Source organism: Inquilinus ginsengisoli (assembly GCF_050434925.1).
Lineage (GTDB): Bacteria > Pseudomonadota > Alphaproteobacteria > DSM-16000 > Inquilinaceae > Inquilinus > Inquilinus ginsengisoli_B.
Map to the genome: position 1 here is coordinate 4421916 of NZ_JBNDJK010000001.1, position 14212 is coordinate 4436127.

Annotated in this window: 16 protein-coding genes; 6 read left to right on the top strand and 10 right to left on the bottom strand. The window is 70.1% G+C overall.

Annotated elements, in window-relative coordinates; genetic code table 11:
- Positions 1-51: 51 nt before the first annotated feature.
- Positions 52-1245: an MFS transporter gene (locus QFZ27_RS21125; protein ID WP_429228404.1), complete on the bottom strand. Its 1194-nt coding sequence runs from the start codon at positions 1243-1245 to the stop codon at positions 52-54.
- A gap of 84 nt (positions 1246-1329) precedes the next feature.
- On the opposite strand from QFZ27_RS21125, the gene QFZ27_RS21130 reads away from it, so the two are divergent.
- Positions 1330-1788, top strand: coding sequence for an Lrp/AsnC family transcriptional regulator (locus QFZ27_RS21130; protein ID WP_429228405.1), 459 nt, complete (start codon positions 1330-1332; stop codon positions 1786-1788).
- Here the strand turns inward: QFZ27_RS21130 and QFZ27_RS21135 are convergent.
- On the bottom strand, positions 1785-2180 hold the full coding sequence (locus tag QFZ27_RS21135) for a winged helix-turn-helix transcriptional regulator (RefSeq protein WP_429228406.1): 396 nt from the start codon (positions 2178-2180) through the stop codon (positions 1785-1787). The two genes, QFZ27_RS21130 and QFZ27_RS21135, sit on opposite strands and share 4 nt — an antisense overlap.
- Positions 2181-2278: 98 nt before the next feature.
- On the opposite strand from QFZ27_RS21135, the gene QFZ27_RS21140 reads away from it, so the two are divergent.
- Positions 2279-3259: a quinone oxidoreductase family protein gene (locus QFZ27_RS21140; RefSeq protein WP_429228407.1), complete on the top strand. Its 981-nt coding sequence runs from the start codon at positions 2279-2281 to the stop codon at positions 3257-3259.
- 4 nt (positions 3260-3263) lie between these two features.
- Here the strand turns inward: QFZ27_RS21140 and QFZ27_RS21145 are convergent, their stop codons facing one another.
- Positions 3264-3839, bottom strand: a complete 576-nt coding sequence (locus tag QFZ27_RS21145) for a dihydrofolate reductase family protein (protein WP_429228408.1) — start codon at positions 3837-3839, stop codon at positions 3264-3266.
- A gap of 105 nt (positions 3840-3944) precedes the next feature.
- On the opposite strand from QFZ27_RS21145, the gene QFZ27_RS21150 reads away from it, so the two are divergent.
- Both QFZ27_RS21150 and QFZ27_RS21155 read left to right on the top strand, forming a co-directional pair.
- Positions 3945-4439 carry a winged helix-turn-helix transcriptional regulator gene (locus QFZ27_RS21150; protein WP_429228409.1) on the top strand — a complete coding sequence of 165 codons (495 nt, stop codon included), beginning with the start codon at positions 3945-3947 and terminating at the stop codon, positions 4437-4439.
- A gap of 83 nt (positions 4440-4522) precedes the next feature.
- On the top strand, positions 4523-4993 hold the full coding sequence (locus QFZ27_RS21155; protein WP_429228410.1) for an SRPBCC family protein: 471 nt from the start codon (positions 4523-4525) through the stop codon (positions 4991-4993).
- Between the two features lie 156 nt (positions 4994-5149).
- Here the strand turns inward: QFZ27_RS21155 and QFZ27_RS21160 are convergent, their stop codons facing one another.
- From QFZ27_RS21160 to QFZ27_RS21185, 6 genes are all read right to left on the bottom strand, one after another.
- Positions 5150-5887: a GNAT family N-acetyltransferase gene (locus tag QFZ27_RS21160; RefSeq protein WP_429228411.1), complete on the bottom strand. Its 738-nt coding sequence runs from the start codon at positions 5885-5887 to the stop codon at positions 5150-5152.
- Positions 5888-5951: 64 nt separating this feature from the next.
- Entirely contained in the window at positions 5952-7217 is a 1266-nt protein-coding gene (locus tag QFZ27_RS21165) for an ABC transporter substrate-binding protein (RefSeq protein WP_429228412.1), read from the bottom strand.
- Positions 7218-7250: 33 nt separating this feature from the next.
- Positions 7251-8081: a carbohydrate ABC transporter permease gene (locus QFZ27_RS21170; protein WP_429228413.1), complete on the bottom strand. Its 831-nt coding sequence runs from the start codon at positions 8079-8081 to the stop codon at positions 7251-7253.
- On the bottom strand, positions 8078-9004 hold the full coding sequence (locus QFZ27_RS21175; RefSeq protein WP_429228414.1) for a carbohydrate ABC transporter permease: 927 nt from the start codon (positions 9002-9004) through the stop codon (positions 8078-8080). Before QFZ27_RS21175 ends, QFZ27_RS21170 begins: the two co-directional genes overlap by 4 nt.
- Entirely contained in the window at positions 8997-10151 is a 1155-nt protein-coding gene (locus QFZ27_RS21180) for an ABC transporter ATP-binding protein (RefSeq protein WP_429228415.1), read from the bottom strand. Before QFZ27_RS21180 ends, QFZ27_RS21175 begins: the two co-directional genes overlap by 8 nt.
- On the bottom strand, positions 10148-10975 hold the full coding sequence (locus QFZ27_RS21185; protein WP_429228416.1) for a metallophosphoesterase family protein: 828 nt from the start codon (positions 10973-10975) through the stop codon (positions 10148-10150). Before QFZ27_RS21185 ends, QFZ27_RS21180 begins: the two co-directional genes overlap by 4 nt.
- Positions 10976-11249: 274 nt before the next feature.
- Here QFZ27_RS21185 and QFZ27_RS21190 point away from each other — a divergent pair, with 274 nt between their 5' ends.
- Complete coding sequence (locus QFZ27_RS21190; protein WP_429228417.1) at positions 11250-13394, top strand: FUSC family protein; 2145 nt, start codon at positions 11250-11252, stop codon at positions 13392-13394.
- A 62-nt stretch (positions 13395-13456) separates the two neighbouring features.
- Positions 13457-13825 carry a GFA family protein gene (locus QFZ27_RS21195; protein ID WP_429228419.1) on the top strand — a complete coding sequence of 123 codons (369 nt, stop codon included), beginning with the start codon at positions 13457-13459 and terminating at the stop codon, positions 13823-13825.
- Here QFZ27_RS21195 and QFZ27_RS21200 read toward each other — a convergent pair whose 3' ends face one another.
- On the bottom strand, positions 13826-14200 hold the full coding sequence (locus tag QFZ27_RS21200; RefSeq protein ID WP_429228420.1) for an ankyrin repeat domain-containing protein: 375 nt from the start codon (positions 14198-14200) through the stop codon (positions 13826-13828). It lies immediately after the preceding gene.
- Positions 14201-14212 lie beyond the last annotated feature (12 nt).

Below are 14212 nucleotides of genomic sequence, written 5' to 3' on the forward strand. Positions count from 1 at the left end.
CCTCCAGTCTGTTCGGGAAAGAGGCCGTCGCGTTGCAGGCGTAAGGCAGGGTCAGGATGCCGCAGGATCGGTGATCCGCCGCGGCCGCAGCGCCGTCGCGGCGATCAGGGCTGCGGCGAGGCAGGCCGCGGCCGCTCCCATCGCCAGCAGCGGGAAGCCGGCGGCGGCATAGCCGATCCCGGCCAGGCCGGTGCCGGTCAGGGTGCCGAGATAGGTGACGGCGCTGTTCAGCCCCAGCACGGCGCCGCGCGCCTCGGGCTTGGCCCGGGACAGCAGCAGTACCAGGATGTTCAGCCCGAAATGGTTGGCGAAGCCCCAAAGCCCGGTCAGCGCGGCGATCGCGGCGAAGCTGTGCGTCGCCGGCAGCATCAGCGCGTAGATCGCCGCCACCGCCAGCAGCATCAGCGGGAACAGCCGGCGTGGCCCCAGCCGGTCGACCAGCCCGTCGCCCAGGCTGGCGGCGCCGAAGCCGATGCCGTAGGTCAAGACGATCAGCCCGGCCTGGCCGGCGCTGAGGCCGAGCTCGGCCCGCACATGATCGCCGATGAAGGCGTAGACGCCGTAGAAGGCGGCCATGAAGCCGAGGCAGATCGCCAGCAGCGCCGGCACGCCGGGGTAGGCGAGGGGGGCGACCAGCGCCCCCAGTCCCGGCCTTGCGCCTCGGTCGCGCGACGGCGGTGCCGGCAGCCGGGCGATGCCGAACAGAGCCAGCACGGCCAGGCCGGCCAGCACCAGGAAGACGGCGCGCCAGCCCAGCGTCTCGGCCACAAGGGCGGCGGCCGGCACGCCGGCGACCATGGAGATCGACCAGCCGGTCAGCACCCGGCCCAGCACCCGCGATTCCCGCCCCGGCGGCGCGATCGTGGTGGCCAGGGTGTAGATCGAGGGCAGGATGATCCCGGCGCCCAGGCCGGCCAGCGCCTGGGCGGCCGCGAGCATCAGCCAATGCATGGCGAAGGCGGAGAGCAGCGTCGCCGCCGCCAGCCCGACCATGCCGCCCAGCAGCGCCCGGCGGGGGCCGATGCGGTCGATTTGCGGTGCCAGCAGGAAGGCCGACAGCGCGGTCGCCCCGCCATAGGCCGCGATGGCGCGGGACACGGCCACCGGCGTGGCCGCCATTGCCGTGGCGACATCGCCCAGGATCGGGCTCAGCACCAGCGAGTTCGAGCCGACCGCGGCAATGCCGGCGGTCAGGATCGCGGTCTGCAGCGAGACGGCGCTCTCATGTTGATGACGTTCGGTCATGAGATATAGTTGCCGAACCTGGTTCGGTCATGAAGGGCGATTCTCGTGGTCATCGAAAATACGAAAACGGTTCGGCGCCGGCCCGTGGAGGCGCCCTCCATCGACGCCGTCGACCGAAAGCTGTTAGGGCTGCTGGCGACCGATGCGACACTGAGCTATGCCGAGCTCGGCCGGGCGCTGAACCTGTCGCCGCCGGCGGTGCATGAGCGGGTGAAGCGGCTGAGGCGCGACGGGGTGATCAAGGCCACGGTCGCGGCGCTGGACGGGCGCAAGCTGGGCAAGCCGATCCTGGCCTTCATCCATGTCAACACCACCGGCTGGGGCAAGACCCAGGAGATGCTGGACCTGGCGCAGCGGCCGGATGTGGAGGAGATCCACACCGTCACCGGCGACACCTGTCTCATGCTGAAGGTGCGGACCCAGGACGCCCAGGGGCTGGAGGACCTGCTGCGGGTGATCTACGACATCCCCGGCGTCCAGGGCACGCGCAGCTACATCGTCCTCAGCTCGCATCTGGAGCGCGGGGCGTTGCCGGCCGATTAGGGTGCAGGCGATGCGTCCATGACTTGAGCGGGTCGCAGGCGGCATTCGGCCAGGCGGTCCAGCTCGTCCAGCGCGGCGGCGTGGCGCTGGCCCCAGTCGCATAGCTCCCGCAGCACCGGCTCCAGGCTCAGCCCCAGCGGGGTGGCCGAATAATCCACCCGCGACGGCACCTGGCGGAAGATCTCGCGGTGCACCAACCCGTGCTCCTCCATCTCGCGCAGCTGCTGGATCAGCACCTTCTGGCTGATCTCGGGCAACGACCGCTTGAGCTGCGACAGCCGTCGTGGCCCGTCGAACAGGTGGTAGAGGATGACCGCCTTCCAGCGGCCGCCGATCACCTTGAAGGCGCGCTCCACCGGCAGCACCGGCAGCCGCTTGATCGTCTCTGCCATGGTCACCTTCTGGTCAGTATGGAACGAAAGGGTGTGTAGAGCTGCCCGGCGGCATACTGGCAAAAGGCGCCTCACGCTGTCCAACGCCAGGTGAGGCCATGAAAGCCGTCCAGTTCAGCCGCTTCGGCGGGCCAGAGGTGCTCGAAACCGTCGAGCCGCCGACCCCGCAGCCCGGCCCCGGCGAGGTGCTGGTCCGGGTGCGGGCCGCCGGGGTGAACTATTTCGAGACTCTGATGCGTCGGAACCTCTACGCCGTGACGCCCGAGCTGCCGATGGTCCCGGGCGTCGAGGTGGCGGGAGAGATCGAGACGGTGGGGGAGGGTGTCGACGCCGCCCTTCGCGGTGCGCGGGTCGCGGTGCCGATGTTTGCCGTCGGCCGTCCCAATGGAGGCTATGCCGAATATCTCACCGTCGCGGCCGCTTCGGTCGTGCCGCTGCCCGACGGTTTGTCCTTCGAGCATGCCGTGGCGCTGCTGGTGCAGGGTCTGACGGCGCTGCACCTGGTACGGCGCAGCCCGCCGCGCGGCCGGTCGGTCCTGGTCACCGCCGCGGCCGGCGGCCTCGGGTCGCTCCTGCTGCAGCTTGCCCGGCGCGCCGGTGCCGAGCGGATCATTGCCGTGGCAGGAGGGCGGGAGAAGCTGGATATCGCCCGCAACCTCGGGGCGGATCTCGGCATCGACTACGGCGAGCCCGGCTGGGCCGGCCGGGTCCGGGAGGCCATCGGCGGCCATGGCGCCGACATCGTCTATGACACCGTTGGCGGCGCCGTGACCAGGGCTTGCCTTGAGGCCCTGGCGCCGGCCGGGGAGTTAGTGTTCGGCGCGCTCGGCCGGTACGAGCTCATGGTCGCCGAGCTGGAGGGGATGTTCTACCGCAACCAGTCGCTGAAGGGCTTCGCCCTGCTGCCGCTGCTGACGCCCGAAGGCCTGCGGGCCGACCTGGCGGAGCTGTTCGGCCTGGCCGCGACCGGCACGCTGACGGTGACCGTGGGCGGGCGCTACCGCCTGGACCAGGCGGCCGAGGCCCACCGTGTGCTGGAGGAGCGCCGGAGCACCGGCAAGATCGTCCTGGTGCCGTGACGACTCAGCCGCGCTCGCGCCGGTAGTGCAGGATCACGGCGCCGGTGTCGAGCGTCCGGCTTTCGATCAGCTTCAGGTCGATGCGGTCGAAGCCTGGCACGAACAGCCGCTGGCCGTCGCCGAACAGGGTCGGCGTCACCATCAGCCGATATTCGTCGAACAGGTCGCGGGCGACGAAGCTCTGGGCGATGCCGGCGCCGCCGAACATGTACAGGTCGCCGCCGGCCTCCGCCTTCAGCCGCGCGACCGCGCCCTCCAGGTCGTCGCGCACCACCGTGCCGTTCCAGCCGGGGTCGCCGGTCAGCGTGGTCGAGAACACGGTCTTGGGCAGCCGGTTCATCACCGAGGCCCAGGGAACGCCGGCGGCCGGGCTGTTCGGATCGGTCGCGGCCGGCTCCCAGAATCCCTTGTTGAACAGGAAGTTGACCCGGCCGTAGAGCAGGTGCCCGGCCCGCTCCAGGGAATAGCCGGACCAATGCGTCGCCAGGTCGTCGGACCATTGCGGCGGCACGAACTCCCCCTTCGGCCCAGTGATGTAGCCGTCCAGGCTGATGAACATCGACAGGATTGCCTTGCGCATGGGTGTCGTCCTCCTAGGTTGCTTTTTTATCTGATTGTATATAGCAACTGGTTGCTTCTTAGATTTTCCGATTGCATATTGCAAGCGGAAAAGGAGCGACCCCGCATGAGCAGTGAACCGCGATCCGGCTGTCCGATCAATCTCACCCTCGAGGCCCTGGGCGACCGCTGGAGCCTGCTGGTGATCCGCGACATCATGTTCGGCGACCGGCGGCACTTCCGCGAGCTGCTGACCCGGTCGGAGGAGGGCATTGCCTCCAACATCCTGGCCGACCGGCTGAAGCGCCTGACCGAGGCCGGCTTCCTGACCCGCACCGACGACGAGAGCCACAAGCAGAAGGCGATCTACAGCCTGACCGAGAAGGCGATCCAGCTGGTGCCGCTTCTGGCCCATATGGGGGCCTGGGGCCGCCGCCACATGCCGGCCACTCCCGACCTGTCGATCCGCGCCCAGCTGCTGGAGGAGGGTGGGCCGGCGCTGTGGGACGAGTTCATGGACGACCTGCGCAGTGCCCATCTCGGCCAGCCGCGCCGGCGCAACGGCCCGACCGTCGTCGAACGGCTGCGCGAGGCCTTCCTGGCGGTGCGCGCCGCCGGCTGAGGAAAAATATTCAAGGCCGTGTCGGAACCCCGGCTGGGGGGCCGTCCTTGGGGCATCAAAGGTTCAAACCAGGAGATGCCCCAGTGACCACCACCCCTGCCTCCGACCGCGAGCTCGTCCTGACCCGCCTGATCGACGCGCCGCGCGAGAAGCTGTTCCGCGCCTGGACCGAGCCCGAGCTGATGAAGCAGTGGTTCACGCCGCGGCCCTGGACCACTCCGGTGATCGAGGTCGATCTGCGGCCGGGCGGCTCCAACCTGATCGTGATGCGCGGCCCCGACGGCACCGAATTCCCGAACCGGGGCGTCTATCTCGAGATCGTCAAGAACGAGCGCCTGGTCTTCACCGACGCCTACACCAAGGCCTGGGAGCCGTCGGAGAAGCCGTTCTTCACCGGCATCATCACCTTCGCGGACGAGGGCGGGAAGACCCGCTACACGGCCCGTGCCCTGCACTGGACCGTGGCCGATCGCGAGGCCCATGAGAAGATGGGCTTCCACGAAGGCTGGGGGCTGTGCGCCGACCAGCTGGCGGAGCTCGTGGCGAAGATCTGATGAAAGTGCGGGTGGTGCCCGTGTGCCACCCGCCGAAATCCAGAACCGTCACGGCGAGCCCCGAAGGGGCGTGGCCATCCAGAGAGATCGAGCCGCTGGATCGCCACGTCGGCTTCGCCTCCTCGCGATGACGAGGAAATTGATGTCCAGGGTGGATCAGCCTGCCGTGCCCTTGCTGCAGTAGTGGTAGCGGTACAGCTCGGTGCGGAAGCCGAGCGACGCGTAGAGCGCCAGGGCCGGTGCGTTGTCGGCCACCACCTGCAGGCAGGCGCCGCCGGCGCCCTGGGTCAGCGCCCAATCCATCAGATGGCCGACGGTCCGGCTCCCGTAACCGCGCTGGCGATGCTCGGGACGGGTGGCGACAGCCTCGACCACCAGAAGCCGGTCGTGCACGACGCCATAGGCCGTCGCTACCACCTGGCCGTCGACCCGGCAGGCGGCGAAGGCCTTGGGCAGCGCGATGCTGTCGACCATTGCGCCAAAGATCGGGTCGGCCTGGACCGATCGCAGGGCGAGCCAGTCCTCGTCCGGTCGGTCCGACAGCTCGATATGGGCGCAGTCCCGCGGCCGGTGGTCGGACAGGTCTGCCAGCAGGGTGGTGGTGTCGCCTTCGGCGACGTAGCCCTCGCGCTCCAGCGGCGCGTCCATGCCTGTCGCGATCGAGGGCACCCGGAACCGGGACGGCTGGCCGAGGCCGCGATAGATCCCCTCCGCCGCCGCGATGATGCCGCCGGGGTCGCGCGGGCCGCCGCGCAGCGGGTTGACCGAGTTGGTCCGGCGCGTGGCGCCGCCGGAGGCACGCAGCAGCCAGCCGCCCAGCAGCACCTGCCGCGGCGACGGCCAGGCGTTCTGGCAGGCTTCCTCGACTCTCCAGGCGATATCGTCGGCGGACATGGACACGACCCCGAAACGGAAAGGGCCGGACGGCTGCCCGGCCCTCTCTCTATGTAGCGACGATTCAGCGCCGCGGCAGCAGCTTCTGCACCTCGTCGGCGGCGTCGGCCAGGGCCTCCTCCGGCGTCGCGCTCTGCTCCACCACCCGCGACAGGTTGTCGACGATGGTCTGGGTCACCTTGACGCCGTTGCTGCCGGGGAAGGCGTACCAAGGCCGCATCTTGTCCATCTGCTCCAGCCCGGCCTTGAACAGCGGGTTCTTGGCGTAGAAGTCGCCGAGATATTCGGGCGACTTGGCCGCCAGATCGTTGTTCGGGACATAGCCGGTGCCCGGCACCACCACCGAGGCGCCATAGGGGCCGGCGGCAAACTTGATGAACTCCCAGGCCGCCTGCTGCCTGGCCGGGTCGCGGGTCAGCATCACCGCGGCGTTGCCGCCGGTCGGCAGCCGGCCCTTGGCCGGATCCAGCAGCGGGATCGCCGCGGTCCTCAGCTCGAACTTATCGCCGACATTCTTGATGGTGTTGCGCAGCGCGCCGGTGGTCTGGAAGGCGAGGCCGACCTTGCCGGCGACGAAGGCCTGCTCGCCGGCGGATTTGGTGAAGACCGGCATGCCGCCCTCGGTCACCATGCGCTGGACCAGGGTGAACGCAGCCAGGCCTTCCTGGCCGTCGAAGGCGACCTTCTTCTCATCCGCCGACAGCATGTCGCCGCCGGCGCCGAACAACAGGGCGCTGAACATCCAGTCGTCGCCCTGCCAGCGGAAGTCTATGCCGTCGACGCCGTCGCCCAGCGCCTTGATCTTGGCGCCGAGCGCCAGCACCTCGTCCCAGGTCTTCGGCGGATTGTCGGGGTTGCCGCCGGCTTTCCGCACCAGGTCGGCGTTGTAGTACATGATCGGGTTCGATGTGGCGAAAGCCAGCCCGGCCTGCTGTCCGCCGAACTGGGCCAGGCCCAGGATGTGGTCGCTGAAGCCCTGCTCGGCCATATGGCCGTCCTTGTCGACGAATAGCTTGAGGTCGACCGAGATGCCGCGCTCCGCCACCACCCGCAGCCGGTTCAGGCCGATGAAGGTGACATCCGGCATCTCCGCGGTGCCGGCCTGGCGCAGGATCAGCTGTAGCCCGTCCTCATAGGTCGGCGAAGGGCTGGCGAACACGATCTTGATGTCCGGATGCTCGGACATGAATCTCTGCGAGATCGTGTCCATCACGTCCTTGAAGAAGCCCGGCATCGGGTAATGGACGGTCAGGGTGGTCTCAGCCTGCGCGGCACCGGCCAGGCTCGCCGCCAGCGCGATGCCCGCCAGCGCGGTTCGGATCAGTTTCACGGATTGCCCCTCTCTGGAAGAAATGCGACCGGGTCAGCCCTTCAGCCCGGTCAGTGTGATGCCTTCGATGAAGCGGCGCTGGGCGGCCAGGAAGGCGGCGACCAGCGGCAGGGTGACGATCACCGTCGCCGCCATCAGCGCGCCATAGTCGTCGCCGGCCTCGGCGGCGCGGAAGAACAGCAGGCCCAGCGGCGGGGTCGCCATGCGGGTGTCGCTGACCACGATCAGCGGCCAGAACAGGTCGTTCCAATGGGCGACGACCGAGAAGATCGCGAAGGCGGTGATCGCCGGCCAGGCGTTCGGCACGATGACGCGCCAGACGATCGCCAGCTCCGACATCCCGTCCAGCCGGGCCGCGGCGATCAGGTCGTCCGGCATCGCCCGGAAGAACTGCAGGAACAGGAAGATGCCGAACACCGAGATGGTGAAGGGTGCCACCAGCGCGACAGTGGTGTTCAGCGTGCCGCTGGCCGACAGCGCCACATAGATCGGCAGGGCGATGGCATGGATCGGCACCAGCAGGCCCAGCATGATCATGGTGACCATGGCCCGGGATCCACGGAAGCGCAGCTTGGCCATGGCATAGGCGCAAGGCACGGCGACCAGCACCTGCAGCACCAGGATCAGGCCGCAGACGATCACGCCGTTCAGCAGGATCTGCCCCATCGGCACCCGGGTCAGCGCCTTGGTGAAATTCTCGACCAGCGCCCAGCGGTGCGGCAGCAGCGACAGGGAGGAGGAGAAGATCTCGTCCTGCGGCTTCATCGCGACCGACAGCATCCACAGATAGGGCGCGACGAAGACCAGGGCGCCGAGCGACAGCAGGGCCAGGCGGATGATCCGCAGGGGGGGCCACGCGGTCATGCGTAGTGCACCCGGCGGTCGAGGACGCGGTACTGCACCAGCATCAGCACCACCAGCACGGCCAGGAACACCACCGTCATCGCCGAGGCGTAGCCGACCCGGAGATAGACGAAGCCCTCCTGGTAGATGGTCCAGAGCAGGACCTCGGACGCCTTGTTCGGGCCCCCCTGGGTCAGCGTGCCGACGGTCTCGAACACCTTCACCGCGTTGACCACGCTGATGGTGATCACGAACAGCGTGGTTGGCCCCAGCATCGGCCAGGTCACCAGCCGGAACCGCTCCCAGGCACTGGCGGCGCCATCGATCTCGGCGGCGGCGTACAGCTCGCGCGGGATCGCGGTCAGCCCGGCCAGGAACAGCACCATGTTGAAGCCGACCGACTGCCACACGCCGATCAGCGCCAGGCTCAGCAGCACGGTCTTGCTGTCGCCCAGCCAGTTCGGGCCGGGCAGGCCGACCAGCCGCAGCATCTCGTTCACCGGGCCGATGCTGGGATGCAGCAGGTACTGCCAGACCGTGGCCATGGCCACCAGCAGCGAGGCGACGGGCAGGAAGTAGACGGTGCGGAACAGCGCCCGGCCGCGCGTCTCCGCCTCGATCAACAGCGCGACGCCGAGACCCAGCAGCACCGAGGCCGGGGTGACGATCGCGGTGTAGACCGCGGTGTTCTTCAGCGAGATCAGGAAGGTCCGGTCGCCCAGCAGCTCGGCGTAGTTGTCGAGGCCGATGAAGGTGACGCCATCATAGCCGAGCTCGTAGTCGGTCAGGCTGAAGCCCAGCACTGCCAGGGTCGGGGCCAGGACCAGGACCGCCAGCAGCAGCACCGCCGGGCCGGACAGGCGCCAGGCGGCGAAGCCCTCCGCCCGCGCCGCGGCCCGGGCGGCCCGGCGGGCGGTGCCGTCGTCGAATGCCAGCTCAGCCATGGGCCGCGATCCGCAGCGGCGCCGCCGACACCGACACGCGGCCACCCTCGGGGCCGAAGACCAGGATGTCGGCAGCGTCGATCGCCAGCGTCGCCGCGGCGCCGGGCGCGAGCTCGGCCGCCAGGGCCGGGGCGGTCTTGGCGACCAGCTCCGCCCCGTCGGCCAATGTGAGGAACACCAGCAGCTCGGAGCCCAGGAACTCGAGCCGGCGCACCGTTGCGGCCAAGCCGGGCTGACCCGCCATCAGGAAGCGAAGCGCCTCCGGCCGGATGCCCAGCGTCACCGCGGTCCCGGGCACGGCCTCGATACCGTCGACCAGGACCCGGCCGCCGATGCGGGCGGCGTGCGTGTCGTCCAGCACCGCTTGCAGCAGGTTGATGCGCGGACTGCCGATGAACTGCGCCACCTCGACATGCGCCGGGTCGGTGTAGATGCGGGACGGCGTGTCGAGCTGCAGCAGCCGGCCGCCCATCATCAGCGCGACCCGGTCGGCCATGCTCAGCGCCTCGGACTGGTCATGGGTGACATACAGCGTGGTGACGCCGGCGCGGCGGTGCAGCTCGACGATCTCGCCGCGGGTGTGGACCCGGAGGTTGGCGTCCAGATTCGACAGCGGCTCGTCCATCAGGAAGGCCGCGGGGCGGCGCACCAGGGCCCGGGCCAGGGCGACACGCTGGCGCTGGCCGCCGGACATCTGGCCCGGCTTGCGGTCGAGCAGGTGGTCGATCCTCAGGCTGGCAGCCGTCTCGCGGACCGAGGCCTGGATCTCTGTGCGCAGGGTCCGCTGGCCGGGCATCAGATTGCCGATGAAGGGCAGGCGCTGCGCCGTCGACAGCCGCCGCATCGCCAGCGGCACGGCGATGTTCTGCCCGGCGGTCAGATGCGGATACAGGGCGTAGGACTGGAACACCATGGCGATGTCGCGCGCCGCCGGGCGCAGCGCGGTGATGTCGCGGTCGCCCAGCTGCACCGTTCCGGTGTCGGCATGCTCCAGCCCGGCGGCGATGCGCAGCAGGGTGGTCTTGCCGCAGCCGGACGGGCCGACCAGGGCGATGAACTCGCCCGGCGCGGCCTCGATGGTGACGTCCTGCAGGATCCGGTTGCCGCCGAAGGCCTTGCTGATGCGGCGCAGCGTCAGGCCGGTCACGAGATGGCCTCGACGGGCTGGTGACGCGGATAGACCTCGTGGATTACGTCGTCGATCACGAAGGGCTGCAGCTCCGGCAGCTCGACGATCTCGCTCGACACCGTCTCGTCCAGCGTGTGGATCACGGCGCCGAGGATCCGGTCGCCCGGCATGTCGCGCTCCATCGGCCCGACGATGAAGCCGGAGGAGGGCCCCCAGACATACCGGGTGCCGAGATGGGCGCCGGTCCAGGCGCGGTGCAAATGGCCGCTGGCAACCAGGGCCACGCCATGCCGCTCGAACAGCTCCAGCAGCCGGCGGCGCGGCGCCGGGCGGATGCTCCAATAGCCGGTGTCGCCCTCGTCCGGCTGGTCGACGAAGATCGGCTTGTGGGTGAAGACCATGACGCCGCGGCCCTCGCAGGCCTCCAGCACGCCCTGCAGCCAGGCGAATTGCGCCGCCTCCTCCTCATCACCGCTGCCGATGACCTGGCTGTTCAGCCCGACCAGGCGCCAGCCGGGCTGGTCGTGTACCCAGCGATCCGGCCCGACGATGCGGCGCCAGCGCTCCAGCCGCTCGCGATTGGCCGGCTGGCGGGTGCCGGGCAGGTCGCCGACATCGTGGTTGCCGGGCACCGACAGCACCGGGAAGGGCAGGGCGCGCAGCAGCTCGGCGCAATGCTCCAGATCGGCCTCGACATCCGCCCCGTCGACGCTGAGGTCGCCGGTGTGGACCACCAGGTCCGGCCGGGCGGCCTGCAGCCACTCCGCCAGCGGCGCCCAGTTCGGCGCGAAGTGGCTCTTGCCGGGGCTCAGATGGGTATCGCTGATCTGGATCACCCGCACGGTCGGCTCCTTGCTGCTGCCGATCGCCCGTCATGGCAAATCACCCGCGCATCGGGCGGCCCGACGAGCGGCGGCAATCGGATGTGTCGAAAAAGCGAGCTTTGGTGCCGCGGCCGGTATCCGGTTCCGCTGCGTCTCGCGGATGATAGGGAGCGGGGATGACGGATCTGTTGCACGCGGATGAAGAATCGATGTCCGCAGGGACCGGATCGACGGTCGACGCCGTGCAGCATCGCCGGGCATCATGGCCCGGGGGACGATTCGATGAAGGCGGGTGGATGATCGTTCGAGGGTGGCAGGCGGCGTGGCGGTGACGGGGGTGGCGACCCGCCGGCGATCACCGCTGCTGATGGCGCTGGTGCAGTGGAACCGCGCCACCATTCCCTGGCCGGTGGCGCTGCGCAACGCGCTGGCCGTGGCCCTGCCCGTGATCCTCGGCGTGTTGCTCGGCCAGACCGATGTCGGGCTCGCCGTCGCCGGCGGCGCGCTCAATGTCGTGACCTCGGATGCGCCGGGGCCGCATGCGCTGCGCCTGCGCCGCATGCTGCTGATCTCGGTCGGCACCGGGCTGGCGGCCTTGGCCGGCTTCTCGCTCGGCACGCAATGGCTGCCCTTCCTGCCGGTGCTGGCGGTCTCGGCCTTCCTGCTCGCCATGCTGGTGGCGCTCGGCCCGGTGGCGATGCAGGGCGGCACCGCGATCCTGATCGTGCTGGTGGTGACTGCCGGGACCGCCGGCCATGGCTTCGACCCCTGGGCCGCCGCCGGCCTGTTCTTCGCCGGCGGCCTGCTGGCCACGCTGTTCTCCGTGGCCGCCTGGCCGCTCAGGATCTACCAGCCGGAGCGCGACGCGCTGGCCGCGGTCTACCGCATGCTGTCGGAGATCGCGCGGGCGATGCCGGAGGACACCGAATTCATGTCGCTGGCCGATTCCCTGGGTGAGGCACAACTGCTGCTGGCCCGCAGCGGCGCCGCCCGGATCCGCGGGGTGGAGGCGTTCCGGGTGCTGCTGGGCCTGGCCGAGCGCATCCGGCTCGAGCTGCTGGCACTGTCCGACCTGCGCGGCCAGGTCGAGGACCCGGCGCTGCCGGCCGTGATGCGCCAGGCCGCGGTGGTGCTGCGCGGCCTCGGCATGGCGTTGCGCCAGGGCCGGCCGATGGAGGGCGGGGCGGCGCTGAAAGGGTTCGAGGCGGCGCTGGCCGCTCTGCGCGACGCTCGCCACGCGGCGCATGAGCCGCTCCTCCGCTCCCGCCTGCATCTGGCGGAGGCGCGGGCGATCGGGCTGGCCGGAGCGCTGCGCGCCGCGCTCCGCAACTCGGCCGAGGCCGGCGTCCGCGGCGACCGGCGGGCGGCCGAGCGCGATGCCCTGCAGCCGGCGGCGCTGCGGCCCGGCGCGCCGCTGGCGACGTTGCGTGCCAACCTGTCGTTGTCCTCCGCCGCCTTCCGCCACGCGCTGCGCCTGACCGTCTGCGTGGTGGCGGCGGAGGCGCTGGGCCGCGCCATCGGCCTGCCGCAGTTCTACTGGATCGCCATGACGGTGGTGATCGTGCTGAAGCCGGATTTCGGCGGCACCGTCAGCTTCGGCCTGCTGCGCATGTTCGGCACCCTGGCCGGCCTGCTGGTGGCCACGGCGGTCGTCTATCTGGTGGCCGACCACCCGCTGGCCCAGGCGCTGCTGATCGCGCCGCTCTATTTCGGCTTCCGCTACCTCGCGCCGGTGCATTACGGCCTGGCGGTGTCGCTGCTGACCGCCGTGGTGGTGCTGCTGCTGGGACTGGCCGGGCAACCGGCCGGGCACACGCTGCTGGACCGCGGCGTCGCCACGGTGCTGGGCAGCCTGCTGGCGCTGGCCGCCTATCTGCTGTGGCCGACCTGGGAGCGCGGGCGGGAGCGGCCGGTGATCGCCGCCATGCTCGACGCCTATGCCGCCTATCTGGGGGCGTTGCTGGGCACCGACGCGAAGGCTCAGGCCGAGGCCCGTACCGCCGCTCGCGCCGCCCGGGTCAACGCCCAGGCCTCGGTCGAGCGGCTGCGGGTCGAGCCGGCCGATCCCGCTCAGCCGGCGCGGGCCGAGGCGATCTTCGCCAATGCCAACCGCATCCTGCGGGCCGGCATGGCGCTGGAAAGCGCGCTGCACGACCATGGCGGCGCGGCGCTGGCGAAGCACGCCGCGATCGCATCGTTCGGCCATGCCATCGCCGTCGCCCTGGGCGAGTTGGCCACCGCCCTGCGCGACAATCGGGCGCCGGCGATCCCGCCCGACCTGCCGGCGCGCCACCGGGCGCTGAGCGAACTGCTCGATCTGGCCCGCCAGCCCGAGGCGGATCTGCCGGTGATCATCGCACTGCTCGAAGCGACCGACCGCATGGTCGATGCCGTCGAGGCGTTGGCCGACGTGATCGGAGCTACGGCGGTGGCATAGCGCACGCGATCTCGGCCACACTGCCCGGCCGGGACTCACCGGGCGAAAGAGGGTGGAACGCCATGACGGTCAAGGGAAGCTGCCATTGCGGCGCGACGCAGTTCGAGGTGCCGACGGCGCCGGAGAGCGTCACCCGCTGCACCTGCTCCTTCTGCGCCAAGCGCGGCGCGCTGTGGGGCTACTACCCCGCCGCCGACTTCAAGTTGACGACGGCGCGCGACCGGGTGTCGACCTATCAGTGGGGCAGCTACACCATCCACCACCACCACTGCGGTGTCTGCGGCTGCACCACCTATACCGAGACGCCGGACTTCAGCACCGGCCAGCCGGATTTCAGCAACCCCAAGGTCAGCATCAACGCCCGGCTGCTCGACGATTTCGACCTGGACGCAGTGCCGGTGACGGTGATCGACGGCAAGAACCTCTGGTAGTCACCGGCGGGCCGGAGCGCCGCCTTCCAGCAGCCGGACGAGGCGCCGGTTCTCGCGGGAGCGAGCGGCATCCAGCGGCGAGCCGCCGAAATGGTTCTTCCGCTGCGGATCGGCGCCACGCTCCAGCAGCAGCTTCACAGCTTCGATCCGGTTCTGCACCACCGCCTCGTGCAGCGGGGTGTTGCCGAGCTCGCCCGACGCATTCGCATCGGCGCCGCCGTCCAGCAGCGCCGTGATCTCATCGGTCCGGCCGCGATTCGCCGCGACATGGATCGGGGCGTCGCCGAAGACTCCCGGCTGGTTCACGTCGGACAGGTCGGTCCCGGCAAAGTCGGGCAGATCCTGGTAGCGTCTCAGCACATCGTCCGCATTCATCAGGGCATTCTC